The 20,703-nt window shown below is 63.9% G+C and carries 18 protein-coding genes; 11 read left to right on the top strand and 7 right to left on the bottom strand.

Annotated elements, in window-relative coordinates; genetic code table 11:
• The first annotated feature begins 387 nt into the window (after positions 1-387).
• Positions 388-1,653, top strand: a complete 1,266-nt coding sequence (locus BPNPMPFG_RS20430; protein ID WP_258590487.1) for an SAM-dependent methyltransferase — start codon at positions 388-390, stop codon at positions 1,651-1,653.
• Positions 1,654-1,713: 60 nt separating this feature from the next.
• On the opposite strand, the gene BPNPMPFG_RS20425 is transcribed toward BPNPMPFG_RS20430, so the two are convergent.
• Entirely contained in the window at positions 1,714-2,463 is a 750-nt protein-coding gene (locus BPNPMPFG_RS20425; RefSeq protein WP_258590486.1) for an MOSC domain-containing protein, read from the bottom strand.
• Positions 2,463-4,418 carry an acetate--CoA ligase gene (gene acs / locus BPNPMPFG_RS20420; protein ID WP_258590485.1) on the bottom strand — a complete coding sequence of 652 codons (1,956 nt, stop codon included), beginning with the start codon at positions 4,416-4,418 and terminating at the stop codon, positions 2,463-2,465. Before acs ends, BPNPMPFG_RS20425 begins: the two co-directional genes overlap by 1 nt.
• 318 nt (positions 4,419-4,736) lie before the next feature.
• Here acs and BPNPMPFG_RS20415 point away from each other — a divergent pair, with 318 nt between their 5' ends.
• Both BPNPMPFG_RS20415 and BPNPMPFG_RS20410 read left to right on the top strand, forming a co-directional pair.
• Positions 4,737-5,009, top strand: a complete 273-nt coding sequence (locus tag BPNPMPFG_RS20415) for an usg protein (protein WP_258590484.1) — start codon at positions 4,737-4,739, stop codon at positions 5,007-5,009.
• A 123-nt stretch (positions 5,010-5,132) separates the two neighbouring features.
• Entirely contained in the window at positions 5,133-5,525 is a 393-nt protein-coding gene (locus BPNPMPFG_RS20410; protein WP_258590483.1) for a DoxX family protein, read from the top strand.
• A 37-nt stretch (positions 5,526-5,562) separates the two neighbouring features.
• Here BPNPMPFG_RS20410 and BPNPMPFG_RS20405 read toward each other — a convergent pair whose 3' ends face one another.
• A complete protein-coding gene (locus tag BPNPMPFG_RS20405) occupies positions 5,563-6,597 on the bottom strand; it encodes an aldo/keto reductase (RefSeq protein WP_258590482.1) in 1,035 nt (344 codons plus the stop codon).
• Positions 6,598-6,661: 64 nt separating this feature from the next.
• On the bottom strand, positions 6,662-7,843 hold the full coding sequence (locus BPNPMPFG_RS20400; RefSeq protein ID WP_258590481.1) for an MFS transporter: 1,182 nt from the start codon (positions 7,841-7,843) through the stop codon (positions 6,662-6,664).
• Positions 7,844-7,962: 119 nt separating this feature from the next.
• On the opposite strand from BPNPMPFG_RS20400, the gene BPNPMPFG_RS20395 reads away from it, so the two are divergent.
• Entirely contained in the window at positions 7,963-8,871 is a 909-nt protein-coding gene (locus tag BPNPMPFG_RS20395; protein WP_258590480.1) for a LysR family transcriptional regulator, read from the top strand.
• A gap of 54 nt (positions 8,872-8,925) precedes the next feature.
• Here BPNPMPFG_RS20395 and BPNPMPFG_RS20390 read toward each other — a convergent pair whose 3' ends face one another.
• Both BPNPMPFG_RS20390 and BPNPMPFG_RS20385 read right to left on the bottom strand, forming a co-directional pair.
• A complete protein-coding gene (locus tag BPNPMPFG_RS20390; protein ID WP_258590479.1) occupies positions 8,926-9,975 on the bottom strand; it encodes an aldo/keto reductase in 1,050 nt (349 codons plus the stop codon).
• Positions 9,976-10,086: 111 nt separating this feature from the next.
• Positions 10,087-10,737, bottom strand: a complete 651-nt coding sequence (locus tag BPNPMPFG_RS20385) for a YggS family pyridoxal phosphate-dependent enzyme (RefSeq protein WP_258590478.1) — start codon at positions 10,735-10,737, stop codon at positions 10,087-10,089.
• A 153-nt stretch (positions 10,738-10,890) separates the two neighbouring features.
• Here BPNPMPFG_RS20385 and leuS point away from each other — a divergent pair, with 153 nt between their 5' ends.
• Complete coding sequence (gene leuS / locus BPNPMPFG_RS20380; RefSeq protein WP_258590477.1) at positions 10,891-13,515, top strand: leucine--tRNA ligase; 2,625 nt, start codon at positions 10,891-10,893, stop codon at positions 13,513-13,515.
• A complete protein-coding gene (gene lptE, locus BPNPMPFG_RS20375) occupies positions 13,502-14,086 on the top strand; it encodes an LPS assembly lipoprotein LptE (protein ID WP_258590476.1) in 585 nt (194 codons plus the stop codon). The genes leuS and lptE overlap by 14 nt, the downstream gene beginning before the upstream one ends.
• Before the next feature lie 87 nt (positions 14,087-14,173).
• Here lptE and fsa read toward each other — a convergent pair whose 3' ends face one another.
• The gene (fsa, locus tag BPNPMPFG_RS20370; protein ID WP_258590475.1) at positions 14,174-14,830 is read right to left on the bottom strand and encodes a fructose-6-phosphate aldolase; all 657 of its coding nucleotides are present in this window, start codon (positions 14,828-14,830) and stop codon (positions 14,174-14,176) included.
• A 91-nt stretch (positions 14,831-14,921) separates the two neighbouring features.
• Between fsa and BPNPMPFG_RS20365 the strand changes: the two genes are divergently transcribed.
• From BPNPMPFG_RS20365 to atpA, 5 genes are all read left to right on the top strand, one after another.
• Entirely contained in the window at positions 14,922-17,105 is a 2,184-nt protein-coding gene (locus BPNPMPFG_RS20365; RefSeq protein ID WP_258590474.1) for a primosomal protein N', read from the top strand.
• 53 nt (positions 17,106-17,158) lie between these two features.
• The gene (locus BPNPMPFG_RS20360; RefSeq protein ID WP_258590473.1) at positions 17,159-17,854 is read left to right on the top strand and encodes an aspartate/glutamate racemase family protein; all 696 of its coding nucleotides are present in this window, start codon (positions 17,159-17,161) and stop codon (positions 17,852-17,854) included.
• Positions 17,855-17,951: 97 nt separating this feature from the next.
• Positions 17,952-18,347, top strand: a complete 396-nt coding sequence (locus tag BPNPMPFG_RS20355) for an AGROH133_08824 family phage infection protein (protein WP_258590472.1) — start codon at positions 17,952-17,954, stop codon at positions 18,345-18,347.
• A gap of 247 nt (positions 18,348-18,594) precedes the next feature.
• Positions 18,595-19,155, top strand: a complete 561-nt coding sequence (locus BPNPMPFG_RS20350; RefSeq protein WP_258590471.1) for a F0F1 ATP synthase subunit delta — start codon at positions 18,595-18,597, stop codon at positions 19,153-19,155.
• Positions 19,155-20,684, top strand: a complete 1,530-nt coding sequence (gene atpA, locus BPNPMPFG_RS20345) for a F0F1 ATP synthase subunit alpha (RefSeq protein WP_258590470.1) — start codon at positions 19,155-19,157, stop codon at positions 20,682-20,684. Before BPNPMPFG_RS20350 ends, atpA begins: the two co-directional genes overlap by 1 nt.
• The last annotated feature ends 19 nt before the right edge of the window (positions 20,685-20,703 follow it).

Here is a 20,703-nt window from a genome sequence, read left to right as displayed (position 1 = left end):
TTTTGGGCGACATGCAATAGGCCAAAAAAGGAAAAGGCCGCCGCTTCTTGCGAAGCCGGCGGCCTTCCGTGTTTCCGTCCGTGGCGCGGCCAATGGCGGCGACCCCTTGAGGTCACCCGCCGCGCATTTCGCGCCTTAACGGGAAGACTGCTTCCCGAAAGTGCAATCCGCTGAGGCCACGTTCTGGAAAACGAAATCACTCGACATCGGATCACCTCCTTTCGATTTGTTGAACACGCGGAGATGATGGGGTCTGATTTGGCAAATGGCAAGGCATCACTCCCAAAAAGCCGGTGGTGTGTCTTTCAGGACCGGCCGGCCAGAAGGGGCGGCTTGCAGTCCAGGAGCAAACAGACAACATTGTTGCTCTGGCTTTGGGGAGGAAGCATGGACGCCACCGACAAGGCCGCGCGCATCGTTCGAACGGTGATCGAGGCGCTGAAGCCGGGTTTTGCGGTCAGGCTGTGGACCGGCGAACGGATCGGTCCCGCCGGCGGTCCGGTGCTGGCCATCAACGATCAGGATATCGTCTGGCAATTGGCCCGCCGGCCAAATTTTTCGACGCTGCTCGAGATGTGGATTTCCAAGACGATCGACGTGGAGGACGGGTCGCTGTTCGACCTCTACGCCTTGCCTTCGAAGGGCAAGCTCAGATTCAAGGCGTTGCCGAAGCTGGCGATCCTGCGCGATCTGCCCGCCGTCCTGTTTTCGCGAAAGCAGATGACGCAGCGGGCCGATCTTGCCGGCCGCAACCCCTTCGTCAGCGGTTCCAACAAGCAGGCGATCGAGCATCATTACGACATTTCGAACGCGTTTTACGGGCTCTTCCTGGATGAGCGCATGGTCTATACCTGCGCCTATTTCACCGATTTCGCCAACGGCATCGACCAGGCGCAGCAAGACAAGCTCGACCATATCTGCCGCAAGCTGAGGCTGAAGCCTGGCGACCGGTTGCTCGACATCGGCTGCGGCTGGGGTGCGATGCTGATCCATGCCGCCAAGCATTATGGCGCCATCGGCCACGGTGTGTCGCTGTCGGAAGAGCAGACCCTGCTGGCGCGCGAGCGCATCCGCGCCGAGGGCCTCGAGGATCGGGTCACCATCGACATAAAATCCTACACGGAACTCAGCGGCAGCTACGACAAGATCTCTTCGATCGGCATGTTCGAGGCCGTCGGTCTTGCCAACCACGCCACCTATTTCTCGACCATCCATCGCTTGCTCAAGCCCGACGGCATCTACCTGCACCATGCCATCACCCGGCGCGGCAAGGGCAGCGCGAAGAAGACGCTGCGCAAGGGCGCGGAATACAAGGCGCTGATCAAATACATCTTCCCCGGCGGCGAGGTCGACACGATCGGCATGACGCTCGGCAATCTCGAGGCGCATGGCTTTCTCGTCCACGATGTCGAGAATCTGCGCGAGCACTATGCCCGCACCTGCAGGCTGTGGGCCGAGCGTCTGCACGCCCGCTTCGACGAGGCGATCGCCGAGGTCGGCGAAGCCAAGGCACGGCTGTGGCTGCTTTATCTCACCGGCTGCTCGATCACCTTCGAACGCGCCTCGGCGCAGATTTTCCAGACCGTCGTCACCAAGCGGGCACGCGGCCCGAGCGGCCTGCCGCCGACGCGGGCGGATCTGTATCGGGAATGAGGATCGGAGGCTGTCGTTACCGCGAAGCTTCGAGACCGATGTCCCCGCGCCTTCGTAATCCTACACGAATCGCATCGCTGCGCCGATTTCGACGCGGGCGGGCTGGTCGACCGTGCAGTAGACGCCCAGATTGTGCGCGTTGTGACGAACCAGATTGCGCAGGATGGCCGGGTCGTGATCGAAACCATCCTGGGCGATGATGGTGAAGCCGCAGCGGCGGCACGGTTCGGAGATGGTCAGGAGCAGATCGCCTATCGCCAGCTTGCGGCCGATCCATTCCGTCTCCGGGAACGAGCCTTCGATCGGCGCCATGTCGACAATGATGTTGGGGCGGAAGCGGCGCGGGTCAGGCGCTCCTTCGGGGTGCAATGCCTTCAGCCGTGCCAGCGACGCCGTGGTCAGCAGGTGGATCGGAGCCTTGCGATAACGCTCGGCGGTCAATGGTCCCGAATAGCCGGGCGCCACGGTTTCCCTCCGAAACGGCCGGATCGAGGCCGCGAAGCCGAGATAGGCGGAAACGGCGCGGTCGCTTTCGGCCCCAGGTGCGGCCAGCCAGTCGCCGTCCGGAGTGGCAACCTCCAGGTCGCGGGCTGGCGACAACCGGGTCTTGATGCGCGGCACCTTGTGCCATTTCGCGTCGCGGTCGGGCCGCGCGATTTCGTTGTCGGAGACATCGACGAGACCGAACATGCGGTCGCCGTCGATGCTTTCCCGATCCACCGAGATCGCGTCCAGGCGTTCGCCGGCGAGCGAACTCGCCGGATAGCGCCAAAGCTCGGTGACCGAACCCACCGCGACTGTCGATTGCATCAGCTTTTCTTGTTCTGCCGGTTGGCGATCAGGTCCTCGACGACGGCCGGATCGGCCAGCGTCGAGGTGTCGCCGAGCGCGCCAAAATCGTCCTCGGCGATCTTGCGCAGGATGCGGCGCATGATCTTGCCGGAGCGCGTCTTCGGCAGGCCGGGCGCGAACTGGATCTTGTCGGGCGAAGCGATGGCGCCGATCTCCTTGCGCACATGGGCGATGAGTTCCTTGCGCAATTCCTCGCTCGGCTGCTCGCCGGCCATCAGCGTGACGTAGCAATAGATGCCCTGGCCCTTGATGTCGTGCGGATAGCCGACGACGGCGGCTTCCGAAACCTTGTCGTGGCTGACCAGCGCCGATTCGACCTCGGCCGTGCCCATGCGATGGCCGGAGACGTTGATGACGTCGTCGACGCGGCCGGTGATCCAGTAATAGCCGTCGGCGTCGCGGCGGCAACCGTCGCCGGTGAAGTACTTGCCCTTGTAGGTCGAGAAATAGGTCTGCACGAAGCGGTCATGGTCGCCATAGACGGTGCGCATCTGGCCGGGCCACGAATCGGTAATGCACAGATTGCCGTCGGCGGCACCCTCCAGCACCTTGCCTTCGCCGTCGACCAGCTGCGGCTTTATGCCGAAGAACGGCCGCGTCGCCGAACCCGCCTTGAGGTCGGTGGCGCCCGGCAGCGGCGTGATCAGGATGCCGCCGGTCTCGGTCTGCCACCAGGTGTCGACGATCGGCACCTTGCCGTTGCCGACGACGTTGAAATACCACTCCCAGGCTTCCGGATTGATCGGCTCGCCGACCGAACCGAGCACGCGTAGCGACTTGCGGGATGTCTTCTTCACATGCGCATCGCCGGCGCCCATCAGCGCACGCAGCGCCGTCGGCGCGGTGTAGAAGATGTTGACCTTGTGCTTGTCGATGACTTCCCAGAAGCGCGACTGCGACGGATAGTTGGGCACGCCTTCGAACATCAGCGTGGTGGCGCCGTTGGCGAGAGGCCCGTAGACGATGTAGCTGTGGCCGGTGACCCAGCCGACATCGGCGGTGCACCAGTAGATGTCGCCGTCATGGTAGTCGAAGACATATTGGTGCGTCATCGAGGCATAGACGAGATAGCCGGCGGTGGTGTGCAGCACGCCCTTCGGCTTGCCGGTCGAGCCCGAAGTGTAGAGGATGAACAGCGGGTCCTCGGCCTTCATCTTCTCCGGCTTGCATTCGGCCTTTACCGTCGCGACCTCGTCATGGTACCAGACGTCGCGTCCGGCCACCCAGCCGGTCTTGCCGCCGGTGCGGCGCACGACCACCACCTTGTCGACTTTCGTTCCGGCCTTGGCGGCGATCTCGATCGCCTTGTCGGTGTTGTCCTTCAGCGGGATCGGCTTGCCGCCGCGCAGGCCCTCATCGGCGGTGATGACGAAGGTCGACTTGCAGTCGTCGATGCGACCGGCCAGTGCGTCCGGCGAGAAGCCGCCAAAGACGATCGAGTGGATGGCGCCTAGCCGAGTGCAGGCGAGCATCGCATAGGCGGCTTCCGGGATCATCGGCATGTAGATGGTGACGCGGTCGCCCTTCTTGACGCCGTGCTTCTTCATCACATTGGCGAGCCGGCAGACATGCTCGTAAAGCTCGTTGTAGGTGATCTTCCTGTCGTCATAGGGGTTGTCGCCTTCCCAGATGATGGCGGTTTGGTCGCCGCGCTTCTTCAGGTGCCGGTCGATGCAATTGTACGAGACGTTGGTCAGCCCGTCCTCGAACCATTTGATCGAGACCTTGCCGTCGAAGGAGGTGTTCTTGACCTTGCTGAAGGGCTTGAACCAGTCGATGCGCTTGCCGTGCTTGCCCCAGAACTTGTCCGGGTTCTTGACGCTGTCGGCATACCATTTCAGGTAGGTGTCATTGTCGATCAGCGCGTTTTTCTTCCACGCCGGCTGGACGCGATAGACATGAACCTCGGACATTCTTCACTTTCCTCCAGAACCAATCCGCCGGCTTGAAACGCCGGCGGGGATCGCGGCGAAGCAGCCGCGAATTCGGCGGCATTATTACCAGTTCCGCGGTGACGGCAATATTAGACGTTGGATTCGCGTGGCGGGATGCCGCAGGCGGCCCCGTCGCCGCTGTCAGCACTCAGGCCTCATCGCTGCTAACACCATGTTTTTGATCGCGAAATACGATGGCGATCACGAAGAAATCAATAGACGGTTAAGCAACGAAGCGCACACTCTGACGTTAGGAGGAGAGGAGACTTAACTAGGGACCGCCTAAGGGGGGCTGCAATGCACGACCATTCCGAAATGGACCTGATGCTCAAAGGCTACGGCTTGACCACGGCCAAGATCCTTTATCATTTCCCCGACCATCCGCATCTGCTGCAGAGCTTCATCTGGCAGGACTACGATCTGGCGCCGAAATTTCCGGTGCTGATCCGGTTCATCGAATTCTGGAAGGCCAGGCTCGACGGCCCGCTGCACTCCGTCAGCTACACGCACCAGAAGCTGATCGCGCCGAACGAGTGGCGCAAGGTCGATGGCGAGTTCGTGCTGCACTGACGCTGCCGCAGACGGTCTGTTTCCATTCTCGTCCGGCGACAGCAAAGTGACTGCCGGCTATGATGGTAGGTGGCGCCGCTAGGCAGAGTGCCTCATGCGGCGTACCCGATCGGGAGAACGGACATGACCGCTTTCGACTATGCCGCACTGCTGCTTCGTGTCAGCGTCGGCGGCCTGTTTCTTGCCCATGCCTATCTGAAATACGCCGTCTTCACACCCAAGGGCACAACCGATTATTTCCAATCGCTCGGCGTTCCCGGCTATTTCGGCTTGATCGCCATCGCCGCCGAAACGGCTGGCGGTCTTGGCCTGATCTTCGGCGTCGCCACGCGGCTGGCGGCCATCCTGCTCATTCCCCTGATGCTGGGCACCATCGTGCTCGTTCACGGCAAGAACGGTTTCTGGTTCACCAATGCGGGCGGTGGCTGGGAATATCCGGCGCTGTGGATCGTCTGCCTGATCGTCATTGCCCTGATCGGCAGCGGCCAGGCGGCGCTTTGGCCGATCTGGGGGTAGCGCCCTTCCGGTTACGAAACCGGAAGGCCTTCAGTCGTCAGACCGCCGGCGGGTTGAGGCGGGCGAAACCTTCCTGGCGACGATAGGGGAAATAGGGGTAGGGCGCGGTGACTTCGCTTGCCGCGTCGAGCGTCTTGATCTGCTCCGGCGTCAAGGTCCAGCCGATGGCGCCGAGGTTCTGGCGCAGCTGTTCTTCGTTGCGGGCGCCGATGATGACCGATGAGACGGTCGGGCGCTGCAGCAGCCAATTGATGGCGATCTGCGGCACGGTCTTGCCGGTTTCCCCGGCCACGGCGTCAAGGGCATCCATGACGCGGTAAAGATGCTCGTCTTCGACCGGCGGGCCGAAGCTTGCGGTGTCGTGCAACCGGCTCTTATCCGGCAAAGGTTGACCGCGGCGGATCTTGCCGGTCAGGCGGCCCCAGCCGAGCGGGCTCCACACCAGTGCGCCGACGCCCTGGTCGAGGCCGAGCGGCATCAGCTCCCACTCATAGTCGCGGCCGACCAGCGAATAGTAGACCTGATGCGCGACATAGCGCGGATAGCCGTGCCTGTCGGCTTGTGCCAGCGACTTCATCACTTGCCAGCCGGAGAAGTTGGAGACGCCGACATAGCGCAGCTTGCCGGCACGCACGAGTTCGTCCAGCGTCGACAGAACCTCCTCGATCGGCGTGCCGGCGTCGAAAGCATGCAACTGCAAAAGGTCGATGTAGTCGGTGCCGAGGCGCCTCAGCGCATCGTCCACGGATTTGATCAGCCGCGAACGCGACGAACCGTAATCGGCCGGGCCGTCGCCCATCGGCAGCGAGGTCTTGGTCGAGATCAGCACGGCATCGCGGCGGCCTTTTATCGCTTCGCCAAGCACGTCTTCCGACGCGCCGTTCGAATAGACATCCGCGGTGTCGAACAGGTTGACGCCGGCCTCGAGGCAGATGTCGATCAGCCGCCGTGCCTCTTTGGCGTCGCTGTTGCCCCAGGCGCCGAACAGCGGGCCGGAGCCGCCAAAGGTTCCCGCGCCGAATGAGAGTGCGGGCACTTTCGGGCCCGATGCACCGAGACGTCGATAGTCCATTTTCTTGGCTCCTGATGGTGTGGAAAGAAGGAAGTCGAAAACCGATCCGGTTTGCCGGCTGATGTCACGACCGGACGGAGGCCGGCACGCCGAGCGGGGTGGTGCGATCGAGACGCAAGGCCAGCAACGCCACGGCGAGGGCGGCGAGCGGCAGCAGGGCAGCGACCCAGGTGAGCGCACCGAGGCCCAGGCCATGGGCAATGACCGCGCCACCCAGCCAGGCGCCGGCGGCATTGCCGAGGTTGAAGGCGGCGATGTTGAAGGACGAGGCCAGGCTCTGGCCGGCACCTTGCGCCTTTTCCAGCACCCACATCTGCAGCGGCGCCACGGTGGCGAAGGCGGCGGCTCCCAGAAGGCCGACATAGATGACGGCCATCACCTGGCTGTGGACGGCGAAGGTCATGGTGGCGAGCACCAGGGCCAGCACCACGAGGCTGCCCAGCACGGCCGGCACCAGCCAGCGATCGGCGACCTTGCCGCCGGCGAGATTGCCGGCGATGAGACCGCCGCCAAAAATGAGCAGGATCGGCGACACGGCTGTCTCCTTGAAGCCGCTGATCTCGGTCAGCAGCGGGGCGATGTAGGTGAAGACGGCGAAGACGCCGGCATAGCCGAGCACGGTGGTGGCAAGGCCGAGCAGCACGGGCGTGCGGCGCAGCACGGCGAGATCGGCACGCAGGTCGCTCTTTTCGGGCGCCGTCTGGCTGCGTGGCACCAGAGCCAGGATGACGGCGAAGGCCGCCAGGCCGACCGCGGTTACCGCCCAGAAGGTCGCGCGCCAGCCGAAGGCCTGGCCAAGCCAGGTGCCGAAGGGTACGCCGAGGATGTTGGCGATGGTCAGGCCGGTGAACATCAGCGCGATCGCCGAGGCCTTCTTGTTGGGCGCGACCAGCCCGGTGGCGACGACAGAGCCGACGCCGAAGAAGGTGCCATGGGCAAAGGCAGTGATGATGCGGGCGCCCATCAGCGTCCAGTAGTCGGGCGCCAGCGCACAGGCGAGATTGCCCAGCGTGAAGATCGCCATCAGCGCCAGAAGCACGGTCTTGCGCGGCCAGTTGCCGGTGGCGATGGTCAGCAAGGGCGCGCCGATGACAACGCCGAGCGCATAGCCAGAAATGAGCTGGCCGGCGGCCGAGATCGAGACGCCGAGATCCTTGCTGACATCGAGCAGCAGACCCATGATGACGAATTCGGTGACGCCAATGCCGAAGGCACCGGCGGCGAGGGCGTAAAGAGCAAGAGGCATGGCGATTTCCATTTCGATGGCGACGAGCGCCGTCCCGCGCCCCGACCCGAAAGATCGTGTCGCCATGCATTGTGAACCAGACTTGCCTTGGGCACATTTTCTGTGAAATAGACTCACAGATGGCCAGGCCCGATATCAATCGTTCCGGCGAGATCGAAGTCTTCGTGCGCGTCGTCGAGGAAGGTAGTTTCTCTTCTGCGGCACGCGCGTTGCGCATGACGCCGTCGGCGGTCAGCAAGCTGATCGCGCGGCTGGAGGCGCGGCTCGGCGCGCGGCTGGTCAGCCGCTCGACGCGCAAGCTGCAACTGACGCCGGAAGGCACCGCGTTCTACGACAGCGGCCTGCGCATCCTGGCCGACATGGCGGCTGCCGAACGGGAGGCAGCGGCGGGTGCGGCGCCGCGCGGACGGGTGCGGGTCAACAGCTATGTTCCGTTCGGCGTGCACCGGCTGATCCCGCTGATGCCGCGCTTCCTCGAACGCTACCCCGAAATCTCGGTCGATCTGGTGCTGACCGACAGCGTCATCGACCTGATGGCGGAACGCGCCGATGTCGCCATCCGCGCCGGGCCGCTCGGCGAATCGCGGCTGGTGGCGCGCAAGCTCGGGCAAAGCCCGGTCGTGGTCGTTGCCGCGCCCTCCTACCTCACCACACATGGCACGCCGCTGACACCGGCCGATCTCGACAGGCACAACCGCATGGGTTTCGGTTTTGTGCGGCATGTCGACGGCTGGCCGTTCCTCGACACGGAAGGCCGCGCCATCATGGTTCCGATCACCGGCAACACGCTGGTCAGCGATGGCGAGGCGATGCGGCTGATGGCGCTGGCGGGCGCCGGCATCGCCCGGCTGGCACGCTGGCACGTCGCCGCCGATATTTCGGCGGGTCGGCTGGTGTCGCTGCTCGACGACTTCAATCCCGGCGACGAGGAGGCCACCCATGCCGTCTATGTCGGACAGGGCCGGCATCTGCCGGCGCGGGTGCGCGCCTTTCTCGATTTTCTGGCTGAAACTGTCCGGCTGACCTGAGGCGAGAAGGCGCTCGGGAGCCGATGGCTCCCGAGACGTTAACGCTGGCAGCGGTTATGATTTCGGTGTGAACGGCGCCGGACGCCGTCCGGCACCCTGGCGCTCCAGCATCCAGCCGGGATATTCGGCCGGCAGGGCGCTGACCTCGTCGAGGCGGACGAGATCGTCGGTGTCGAGCTTCAGCTGGGTGGCGGCAAGGTTCTGCTCCAGCTGCTCCATGCGGCTGGCGCCGATGATGACGCTCATCACGAAAGGCTTGGCCAGAACATAGCCGAGCGCCACGGTGGCAACGCTCACATCGTGTTTTTTGGCGATCTCGCGCATGACGGCAACGGCCGCCCAGGCGCGCTCCTCGTTGACCGGCGGGAAGTTGAAGCTCGCGCGGCGGCCCTCGCCATTGCCGGGCGCGCCAGGGCCGTATTTGCCGGACAGCAGACCGCCGGCCATTGGCGACCACACCATCAGGCCAAACTTTTCCTCGTTGATGAGCGGTACGATTTCGCGCTCGAGATCGCGGCCGGCGATCGAATAGTAGGACTGGATGGTCTCGAAGCGAGCGAAGCCCTTGCGGTCGGCGATGCCGAGCGCCTTGGCGATGCGCCAGGCCTGCCAGTTGGAAACGCCGACATAGCGCACCTTGCCGCTGGCGACGAGATCGTCCAGCGCCCGCAGCGTCTCGTCGATCGGCGTCACCGTGTCGGTGCCATGCAGCTGATAGAGATCGATGTGATCGAGTTGCAGCCGCTCGAGGCTGGCATCGACCGAATCCATGATGTGGCCGCGTGACGAGCCGCGCTGGTTGGGGCCGTCGCCCATGGCGCCGTGCACTTTCGTGGCAATGACCACTTTCTGTCTGTCGACGCCGAGATCCCTGAGCGACTGGCCGAGCAGCCGCTCGGACTCGCCGAAGGAGTAGACGTCGGCCGTATCGAAGAAGTTGACGCCGGCGGCGAGCGAGCGGGCGACGATCTCGTTGACGCCCTTCTGGTCGAGGCTGGCGATAAGGCCCCATTGGGCATTCTCGCCGGCGGCGCCGAAGGTCATGGTGCCGAGGCAAAGTTCGGAGACGAACATCCCCGTATTTCCAAGCTGGTTGTAACGCATGGGTGGTGGCTCCAGGAGACTTGTGATGACACGAATCAAATAGGAACGGTACGTTTCGTTTCTAGTCTTGGAGCAACGAGCCTACCAAACTGGCCCAAGGGCCGTGGCCTGTCAGCGGCTGCCGAAGATCGCCGAACCGACCCTGACGCTGGTGGCGCCGAAGGCGATGGCCGTCTCGTAGTCGCCGGACATGCCCATCGACAGTTTGGCGACGCCGGCTTCGCGGCCAAGTTTCTCCAGCAGGGCAAAATGCGGACCGGGATTCTCATCCGCCGGCGGAATGCACATCAGGCCTTCGATGGCGAGGCCATGGACGTCGCGGCAGCGGGCGACGAAGGCGACAGCGTCGCGAGGCTCGATGCCGGCCTTTTGCGGCTCGGAGCCGGTGTTGACCTGGACATAGAGTTTCAGCGCGCGGCCCTGCCTGGCGATCTCCCTGGCGAGTTCGGCCGCGATCTTGTCGCGATCGACCGTCTCGATGACGTCGAACAGCGCCACCGCCTCTTTCGCCTTGTTCGACTGCAGCGGGCCGATCAGATGCAATTCGATGTCGGCAAAATCCTCCTTCAGCGCCGGCCATTTGCCTTGCGCCTCCTGCACGCGGTTTTCGCCGAAGACGCGCTGGCCGGCCTCGATGACCGGGCCTATATCGGCGGCGTCAAAGGTCTTGGAAACCGCGACCAGCGTCACCGCGCCGGCGTCGCGCTCGGCGGCGGCGATCTTCGCCTTGACCGCGAAAAACTGCTGAACGGCGTCGCGCATATGCAAATCCCGCTGTTTTGATCCGCGTTTTTGTCAGACGCGGGACCCATATGGTTGACGGGTTTGCCAAACCATGGTGAACACCCGGACCATATCCAATGAACTGCCGAGCTGTCGCCGGCAGTCCGCATGCTTTTAAGTGAAAAACGTCTCATGGCAACCGAACGATACAATCCGCGCGCGTCAGAGCCCAAATGGCAGAAGGCCTGGGACGCCAAGAAGCTTTTCGAAGCGCATAATGACGATCCGCGTGCGAAATACTACGTGCTGGAAATGTTCCCCTATCCGTCGGGGCGCATCCATATCGGCCATACCCGCAACTACACGATGGGCGACGTGGTGGCGCGCTACAAGCGGGCCAAGGGCTTCAACGTGCTGCACCCGATGGGCTGGGACGCCTTCGGCATGCCGGCAGAGAACGCGGCGATGCAAAACAAGGTCCATCCCAAGGAATGGACCTACCAGAACATCGCCACCATGCGCGAGCAGCTCAAGGTCATGGGCCTGTCGCTGGACTGGGCGCGCGAATTCGCCACCTGCGACGTCGACTATTACCACCGCCAGCAGATGCTGTTCCTCGATTTCGTCGAGAAGGGGCTGGTGACGCGCAAATCCTCCAAGGTGAACTGGGACCCGGAGGACATGACCGTGCTCGCCAACGAGCAGGTCATCGACGGGCGTGGCTGGCGCTCGGGCGCGCTGGTCGAACAGCGCGAACTGACGCAGTGGTTCTTCAAGATCACCGACTTCGCGCAGGACCTGCTGGATTCGCTCGACGGCCTCGATGAATGGCCGGAAAAAGTGAAGCTGATGCAGCAGAACTGGATCGGCCGCTCCGAAGGCCTGCTGATCCGCTGGCCACTGGCCACCGCTTCTGGTGGCGAGCACGAACTGGAAGTCTACACGACGCGGCCCGACACCATCTTCGGCGCGTCCTTCATGGCTGTCGCCGCCGATCATCCGCTGGCCAGGAAGGCTGCCGAGAGCAATCCGGCGCTGGCCAAGTTCATCGACGAGGTCCGCCATATGGGCACTTCGGTGGCGGCGCTGGAGACGGCCGAGAAGAAGGGTTTCGACACCGGCATCCGCGTCGTTCATCCGTTTGACGACAGCTGGACGCTGCCTGTCTACGTCGCCAATTTCGTGCTTATGGAATACGGTACCGGCGCCATCTTCGGCTGTCCGTCCGGCGACCAGCGCGACCTCGACTTCGCCAACAAATACGGCCTGCCGGTGATCCCGGTGGTGATGCCGGAAGGCGAGGATCCGGCGCGCTTCCAGATCATCGACGAAGCCTATGTCGGCGACGGCGTGATGATCAATTCGCGCTTCCTGGACGGCATGAAGCCGGATCGGGCCTTCGACGAGGTGGCAAAACTGCTGGAGCAGAAGACCATCGGCAACCGGCCGATGGCCGAGCGCAAGGTGAATTTCCGCCTGCGCGACTGGGGCATTTCGCGCCAGCGCTACTGGGGCTGCCCGATCCCGATGATCCATTGCGAGGATTGCGGCGTGGTGCCGGTGCCGAAGGCCGACCTGCCGGTCAAGCTGCCCCACGATGTCGATTTCGACCGGCCCGGCAATCCGCTCGACCGCCATCCGACCTGGCGGCACGTCAAATGCCCGCAATGCGGCAAGGATGCGCGTCGCGAAACCGACACGATGGATACCTTCGTCGATTCGTCCTGGTATTTCGCCCGCTTCACGGCACCCTGGGCGCATGAGCCGACCGATCCCAAGGCGGCCAATGAATGGCTGCCGGTCGACCAGTATATTGGCGGCATCGAGCACGCGATCCTGCATCTGCTCTATTCGCGCTTCTTTACCCGTGCCATGCGCGAGACCGGCCATGTCGATCTGGCCGAGCCGTTCAAGGGCCTGTTCACGCAAGGCATGGTGGTGCACGAAACCTATCGCGTCGGTTCGGCTTCGAATGGCCGCTGGCTGGCGCCCACCGAGGTCAGGTTGGAGGACGTCGACGGCAAGCGCCGCGCCATCGACATCGCCACCGGCGAGGCGGTGACGATCGGCCCGCTCGAAAAGATGTCGAAGTCGAAGAAGAATACGGTGAGCCCGGAAGACATCACCGACGGCTACGGCGCCGACACGGCGCGCTGGTTCATGCTGTCGGACTCGCCGCCCGAGCGCGACGTCGAATGGACAGACGATGGTGCCGCCGGCGCGCATCGTTTCATACAGCGCATCTGGCGCCTGGTGTCGACGGGGGCCGAGACGCTGGCAGGCGTGAGCCCGGCGGCGGCTGGCGCCGGCGAGGCGGGAACGGTCTCCAAGGCGGCGCACAAGATCCTGAAGGCGGTCGGCGAGGATATCGAGAAGCTCGCCTTCAACCGCGCCATTGCCCGCATCTACGAACTGGCCAATGCGCTGACCACGCCGCTCAACGAGGTGGCGGAAGGCAAGGCCGATGCGGCGCTGAAAGGCGCCTGCCGGCAGGCCGTGGAGATACTCGTGCATCTGATCGCGCCGGTCATGCCGCACTTGGCCGAGGAGTGCTGGGAGACGCTCGGCGGGACCGATCTCGTTGCCGAGCGGCCGTGGCCGGTCTTCGATCCGGCGCTGGTCGTCGACAACGAAGTCACCTATCCGGTGCAGGTCAACGGCAAGAAGCGGGGGGATTTGACAATTGCCCGCGACGCGGACCAAGGTGCGGTCGAAAAAGCGGTATTGGCTCTCGACTTCGTGCAGAAAGCGCTCGAAGGTAAGGCTCCGCGCAAGGTGATCATCGTGCCGCAGAGGATCGTCAATGTCGTCGCCTGATCCGAAAAAGACAGAGCTGAGCCGTTTGCCGCGCCGCATCGCGCTTGCCGGCTTGATCGGCTCGCTCGCGTTGGCCTCGGCCTGTACGGTGCGGCCGCTTTACTCGAACGCGCCGCTGTCGACCGGCTCGACCGTCAGCGCCAATGCCGAACTGGCGTCGATCGCCATCAAGCCGGTCAACACGCGCTTCGGGCAGCAGGTGCGCAACAATTTGATCTTCGGGTTTGGACGGGGTGCCGGCGAGCCGGCTTCGCCCGTCTATTCGCTCTATATCGGCGTCGGCGAAGCCGTCGATTCCGCGGCAGTCGTGCAGGTCGGAACCGACCAGGACGAGCCGACCGCCGGCTCCGTGACGCTGACCGCCAACTATATTTTGAGCGATGCGAAGACCGGCGCGAAGATCGCGTCCGGGACGCGCGCGATCACCTCGTCCTTCGACAGGCCGCGTCAGGAATTCGCCTCATACCGGGCGCAGATCGACGCCGAGAACCGTGCCGCGCGCGAGCTGGCGGAAGCGCTGCAGCTGTCGATAGCCCAGGATCTCGTCAAGCACGGCAAGACGGCTGGCTAGACTCCTCGGAATCCGCACCATCAACAAAAAAGGCCGGTTGCCCGGCCTTTTTCATTGAAACGGTATTGGCCTCAGCTGATCGCCATCTCAGCCGATAGATTGGCCGGTCTTTGCCCAGTCGGCGAGGAACTGTTCCAGGCCTTTGTCGGTCAGCGGATGCTTGACGAGTGCCTTCAGCGTCGCCGGCGGCGCGGTAACAACATCGGCGCCGATGAGTGCTGCCTGCTTGACGTGGTTCACGGTGCGGACCGAAGCGACGAGGATCTCGGTCTGGAAATCGTAATTGTCGTAGATCTGCCGGATCTCCTGGATCAGCTCCATGCCGTCGCCGCCGATGTCGTCGATGCGGCCGACGAAGGGCGAGATGAAGGATGCGCCGGCCTTGGCGGCAAGCAGCGCCTGGTTGGCCGAGAAGCACAGCGTGACGTTGACCAGGCGGTTCATCTCGGTGCGGATCGTCTTGCAAGCCTTGAGGCCGTCCAGCGTCAGCGGCACCTTGATGCAGACATTGTCGGCGATCTTGGCCAGGACCTTGGCCTGCTGCATCATCTCCGAATATTCGGTTGCGGTGACTTCGGCCGAGACCGGGCCCTTGACGATATCGCAGATCTGCTTGGTGACCTCGGCGATCTTGCCGCCCGATTTCAGGATCAGCGACGGGTTGGTGGTGACGCCGTCGAGCAGCCCCAGATCGTTGAGCTCGCGGATATCCTTGACGTCGGCGGTGTCGACAAAAAATTTCATGGCGGGTCTCCTGACGATTTCGCCGTGCTGGCTAGCGCACGTTCAGCGTTGCTCTTTGATCTAGACCAAAGTCGGGGCAAGGTCACGCTTCATGATTGAAGATTCGCCCTTTGTCGCGGCCGCACCGGTGCTGGTGCCGATGCCTGCCGAACGCCCCTACACCTATGCCGTGCCCGCCGGCATGCGCGTGGTGCCGGGCTCGATCGTGCGCGTGCCGCTCGGCCCGCGCCAGGTCGCCGGCATCGTCTGGGATGGCGCGGTCGAGAAGGTCGACGCGAAAAAGCTGCGCCCCATCGAGCAGGTCTTCGATTGCCCGCCGATCGACCGCGCGATGCGCCGCTTCGTCGACTGGGTGGCGCAATACACGCTGTCGCCGCCCGGCATGGTGGCGCGCATGCTGCTCAGGGCGCCGGAAGCATTCGATCCCGAACCGTGGATCGAGGGGCTGCAACGCACGCTGGTCGCTCCCGACCGGATGACGGGTGCGCGAGAGCGTGTGCTGGAGACGGCCGAAGGCGGACTTGCCTGGACGCGGTCCGGCCTGGCACATGCGGCCGGCGTTTCATCGACGGTGATCGACGGGTTGAGGGCGCAAGGCGTGTTCGAAACGGTGATGATCCCGCCACGGCCGGTGGTGGCCGCGCCCGACACCAGCTACGCCATACCGGACCTGATGCCGGACCAGAACGACGCGGCGCTGATGCTGCGCGCCAATGTCGCGGCCGGCGTGTTCAATGTCGCGCTGCTCGACGGCGTCACCGGTTCGGGCAAGACGGAAGTCTATTTCGAAGCGGTGGCGGCCGCGCTCGACCAGGGCAAGCAGGTGCTGATCCTGCTGCCGGAAATCGCGCTGACCCATGCCTTTCTCGAGCGCTTCCAGCAGCGCTTCGGCGCCAAGCCGGGCGAATGGCATTCGGACCTGCCGCCAAAAATGCGGGAACGGGTCTGGCGGCAAGTGGCGGAGGGCGGCGTGCGCGTCGTCGCCGGCGCGCGCTCGGCGCTGTTCCTGCCGTTCAAGGAGCTTGGCCTGATCGTCGTCGACGAGGAGCACGACCCGGCCTACAAGCAGGAAGACCGCGTCTTCTACAATGCGCGCGACATGGCGGTGGTGCGCGGCCATATCGGCAGCTTTCCCATAGTGCTGGCGTCGGCGACGCCATCGGTTGAAAGCCGGGTCAATGCCCAGCAGGGTCGCTACGACAGGGCGGTTCTCTCCGCCCGTTTTGCCGAGGCGGCTCTTCCCCATCTCAAGACGGTCGACATGCGGCGCGCGCCGCCGGCACGCGGCGGCTTCCTGTCGCCGGTGCTGCTCGACCACATGCGCCAGACGCTGGAGAGGCAGGAGCAATCGCTGCTGTTCCTCAACCGGCGCGGCTATGCGCCGCTGACGCTGTGCCGGGTCTGCGGCCACCGTTTCGGCTGTCCGGTCTGCTCGGCCTGGCTGGTCGAGCATCGGTTCCGTGGTCAGCTGGTCTGCCATCATTGCGGGCACAATGAGCGCCGGCCGGAAGCCTGTCCGGAATGCGGCACGCTCGACCATCTCGTCGCCTGCGGGCCAGGCGTCGAGCGCATCGCCGAGGAGGTCGTCGCGCATTTCCCCGACGCGCGCACCATCGTCTTGTCCTCGGACCTGATGGGCGGCGTGCGGCGGCTGCGGCTGGAGCTGGAGGCGATCGCCAAGGGCGAGGCCGATATCGTCATCGGCACGCAGCTTGTCGCCAAGGGCCACAACTTCCCCAACATGACTTTGGTTGGTGTCGTCGACGCCGATCTCGGTCTCGCCAATGGCGATCCGCGCGCCGCCGAGCGCACCTTCCAGTTGCTCAGCCAGGTGACCGGCCGCGCCGGCCGCACCGGCAAGAAGAGCCTCGGCCTGCTGCAGACTTTTCAGCCCGACCATCCGGTAATGCGGGCGATCGTCTCCGGCGATGCCGAGGCTTTTTACGAGCGCGAGATCACTGAGCGCGAACGGGCGGCACTGCCGCCTTTCGGTCGGCTCGCCGGCGTCATTGTCAGCGCGGTGACGCGGGCGGAGGCCGAGGGCCATGCGCGCGGCCTGCGCCGCGCCGCGCCCGAAGCCACCGACCTGTTCGTGCTGGGCCCGGCCGAGGCGCCGCTGTCATTGCTCGGCGGCCGCCACCGTTTTCGCCTGCTGATCCAGGGCGAAAGGCGCGCCGACATGCAAGGGTTCATTCGCACCATGCTGGCCAATGGGCCGAAACAGCGTGGCTCGGTCAGGGTGCAGGTGGATATCGATCCGCAGAGCTTTTTGTAAGGTCGCGATTTCAACGATAGGCTGTCTCAAGCCAGCAAGATACGGAAGATCACATGAAAACCCTTGGCCTTCTGGGCGGCATGAGCTGGGAATCGACCGCCATCTACTATCGCCTGCTCAACGAGATCGTGCGCGAGCGGCTTGGTGGGCTGCATTCGGCGAAACTGCTGCTGTGGTCGTTCGACTTCGCCGAGATCGCCGAGCGGCAACATCATGGCGACTGGGACGGTGCCGGCGTGCTTCTGGCTGACGCCGCGCGCAAGCTCGAGGCGGGCGGCGCGGAAGGCTTGCTTCTGTGCACCAACACCATGCACAAACTGGCCGACCAGGTGCAGGCGTCGGTGTCGATCCCGCTGATCCACATTGCCGATGCCACCGCGATTGCCGTCAAGCGCGCCGGCATGCAGCGCCCGGCGCTGCTGGCGACGCGCTTCACCATGGAGCAGGATTTCTACAAAGGGCGGCTCGTCGACAAACATGGTCTGCACCCCGTTGTGCCCGACGCCGCCGGCCGCGACATGGTCCATCGCGTCATCTACGAGGAACTGTGCCAGGGCGTCGTCACCGAAGCCTCCAAGGCCGCCTATATCGCCGAAACCGAACGCCTGCGTCGCGACGAGGCCGCCGACAGCGTCATCATGGGCTGCACCGAGATCACCATGCTCATCGGCCAGCCGGACTTCGACATTCCTGTCTTCGACACGACGCGCATCCATGTCGAAGCGGCGGTCGAATTCGCATTGGGCTGACAGGCTTCCATTCGAAAATCGCCCACCCTATCTGGCGCATGTCTCCACCTGGGCTAGAATGCCGGCAATTTCAAAACAGACATTTCGAGGGGACAAGATGGATTTTGCGCTTCCATGGCCGGCGAGCCAGGGCGAATGGCTGGCGTGGTCGAGCGCCGTCTTCACCACGCTGCTCGGCCTGCTGTTTTTTCTGGCGCCAGGCCTTGCCTTCCGTATCCTGCGCTTGCAGGCAAGGCCTGAGAAAGCGGCGGCGATCGCCGAAGGGCGCGGCAGAATGTCGGGCTTCTATCTGGGCGTCGGCCTGTGCTGCATCCTCCTGGCGCAGCCGCTGATCTACATGGCGCTCGGCTTCTCCTGGCTGTTCACCGCCTTCGGCCGGCTGCTGTCGATGATGTCGGACGGCGCCAATACGCCTTTCAATTGGGTTTCCATTGTGGTGGAATTGGTGCTGGCGGCGTTGCCGCTCGCCTTCGCCTTCGGCTTTCTGCCTTGAATCCTTAGGGTTTCCAGGGCGGAAGACAGAGTTCTTTCGCCGGATGCGACAATAGTGCCTGAAAACCATGCGGTAACGACGCATTGCGGTCTTAAAATGCCTGTGCTAGACGGCAATCGACTTTCGGCCGGGGATAGCGGAAGCCGCGCCTCCGTGCTCGAAAAAATGCAGTAAGGTCAAAGATTTAGCCAGAGTTTTTGCTCGCGCCAACAATCTGCGGCCTGTCAGACAAGAGAAAAGACGGTCCGTGGCCCAATCGTCATCGCCAATCTCAGGTGTCGCAGAACGCTATGCGGGTTCGCTGTTCGAACTCGCCCTGCAGGCAAATTCCGTGGCCAAGGTCGAGGCCGACCTCAACAGTTTCGAAGCGATGCTCGCGGGCAGCGCCGATCTGACCCGGCTGATCAACAGCCCGGTGTTTTCCAGCGAGGACCAGGCCAAGGCCATCGCGGCGATCGCCGACAAGGCAGGGATCACGGGCCTCACCGGCAATTTCCTGCGCGTCGTCGCCCAGAATCGCCGGCTGTTCGCCATTCCCGGCATGATCAGGGCGTTCCGGCAGATCGCCGCCGAACACCGTGGTGAAACCGCTGCTGAAGTGACGTCGGCGCACGAGCTGACCGCTGCCCAGCAGACAGAACTCAAGGCGGCGCTGAAGAGCGTTGCCGGCAAGGACGTGGCCGTCTCCGTCACCGTCGATCCGTCGCTGCTTGGCGGGCTGGTGGTCAAGATGGGCTCGCGCCAGATCGATACGTCGCTCAAAACCAAACTCAATTCGCTCAAGCTTGCACTGAAAGAGGTCGGCTGATGGACATCCGCGCCGCGGAAATTTCCGCAATTCTGAAAGACCAGATCAAGAATTTCGGCAAGGAGGCCGAGGTCTCCGAAGTCGGGCAGGTGCTGTCCGTCGGTGACGGTATCGCCCGCGTCTACGGCCTCGACAATGTCCAGGCCGGCGAGATGGTCGAATTCCCGGGCGGCATCCGCGGCATGGCGCTCAACCTCGAAGCCGACAATGTCGGCGTCGTCATCTTCGGCGCCGACCGCGACATCAAGGAAGGCGACATCGTCAAGCGTACCGGCGCCATCGTCGACGTTCCGGTTGGTCCGGGCCTGCTCGGCCGCGTCGTCGACGCGCTCGGCAATCCGATCGACGGCAAGGGTCCCATCAAGGCAGTCGAGCGCAAGCGCGTCGACGTCAAGGCGCCCGGCATCATCCCGCGCAAGTCGGTGAACGAGCCGATGTCGACCGGACTCAAGGCCATCGATGCGCTGATCCCGGTTGGCCGCGGCCAGCGCGAGCTGGTCATCGGCGACCGCCAGACCGGCAAGACCGCCATCATCCTCGACACGATGCTCAACCAGAAGTCGGTGCACGACAACGGCCCCGAGAAGGAAAAGCTCTACTGCGTCTACGTCGCCGTCGGCCAGAAGCGCTCGACCGTGGCTCAGTTCGTCAAGGTGCTGGAAGAGCGCGGCGCGCTCGAATATTCGATCATCGTCGCCGCCACCGCATCCGATCCGGCGCCGATGCAGTTCCTGGCGCCGTTCGCCGGCGCCACCATGGGCGAATATTTCCGCGACAACGGCATGCACGCGCTGATCAGCTATGACGATCTGTCGAAGCAGGCCGTCGCCTATCGCCAGATGTCGCTGCTCTTGCGCCGTCCGCCGGGCCGCGAAGCCTATCCGGGCGACGTCTTCTACCTGCACTCGCGCCTGCTCGAGCGCGCCGCCAAGCTCAACGACGATCTGGGCGGTGGATCGCTGACCGCGCTGCCGATCATCGAAACGCAGGCCAACGACGTGTCGGCCTATATTCCGACCAACGTGATCTCGATCACCGACGGCCAGATCTTCCTCGAAACCAACCTGTTCTTCCAGGGTATTCGTCCTGCGGTGAACGTCGGCCTGTCGGTCAGCCGCGTCGGTTCGGCCGCGCAGATCAAGGCGATGAAGCAGGTTGCCGGCTCGATCAAGGGCGAGCTCGCGCAGTACCGCGAAATGGCGGCCTTCGCGCAGTTCGGCTCGGATCTCGACGCCGCCACGCAGCGCCTGCTCAACCGCGGGGCGCGTCTGACCGAACTCCTGAAGCAGCCGCAGTTCTCGCCGCTGAAGACGGAAGAGCAGGTCGCGGTGATCTTCGCCGGCGTCAACGGCTATCTCGACAAGCTGCCGGTCAACCAGGTCGGCAAGTTCGAGCATGGCCTGCTCAGCCACATGCGTGCGGCCGGCAAGGACGTTCTCGACGCCATCCGCAAGGAAAAGGCGCTGTCGGACGATCTGCGCGCCAAACTGAAGGCCGAGATCGACGCTTTCGCCAAGACCTTCGCCTGAGCGAAGTGCCAAGACGGGA

Origin of the sequence: Mesorhizobium sp. AR07 (genome assembly GCF_024746815.1) — a bacterium.
Lineage (GTDB): Bacteria > Pseudomonadota > Alphaproteobacteria > Rhizobiales > Rhizobiaceae > Mesorhizobium.
This window is presented reverse-complemented; position numbering and strand designations above follow the sequence as displayed.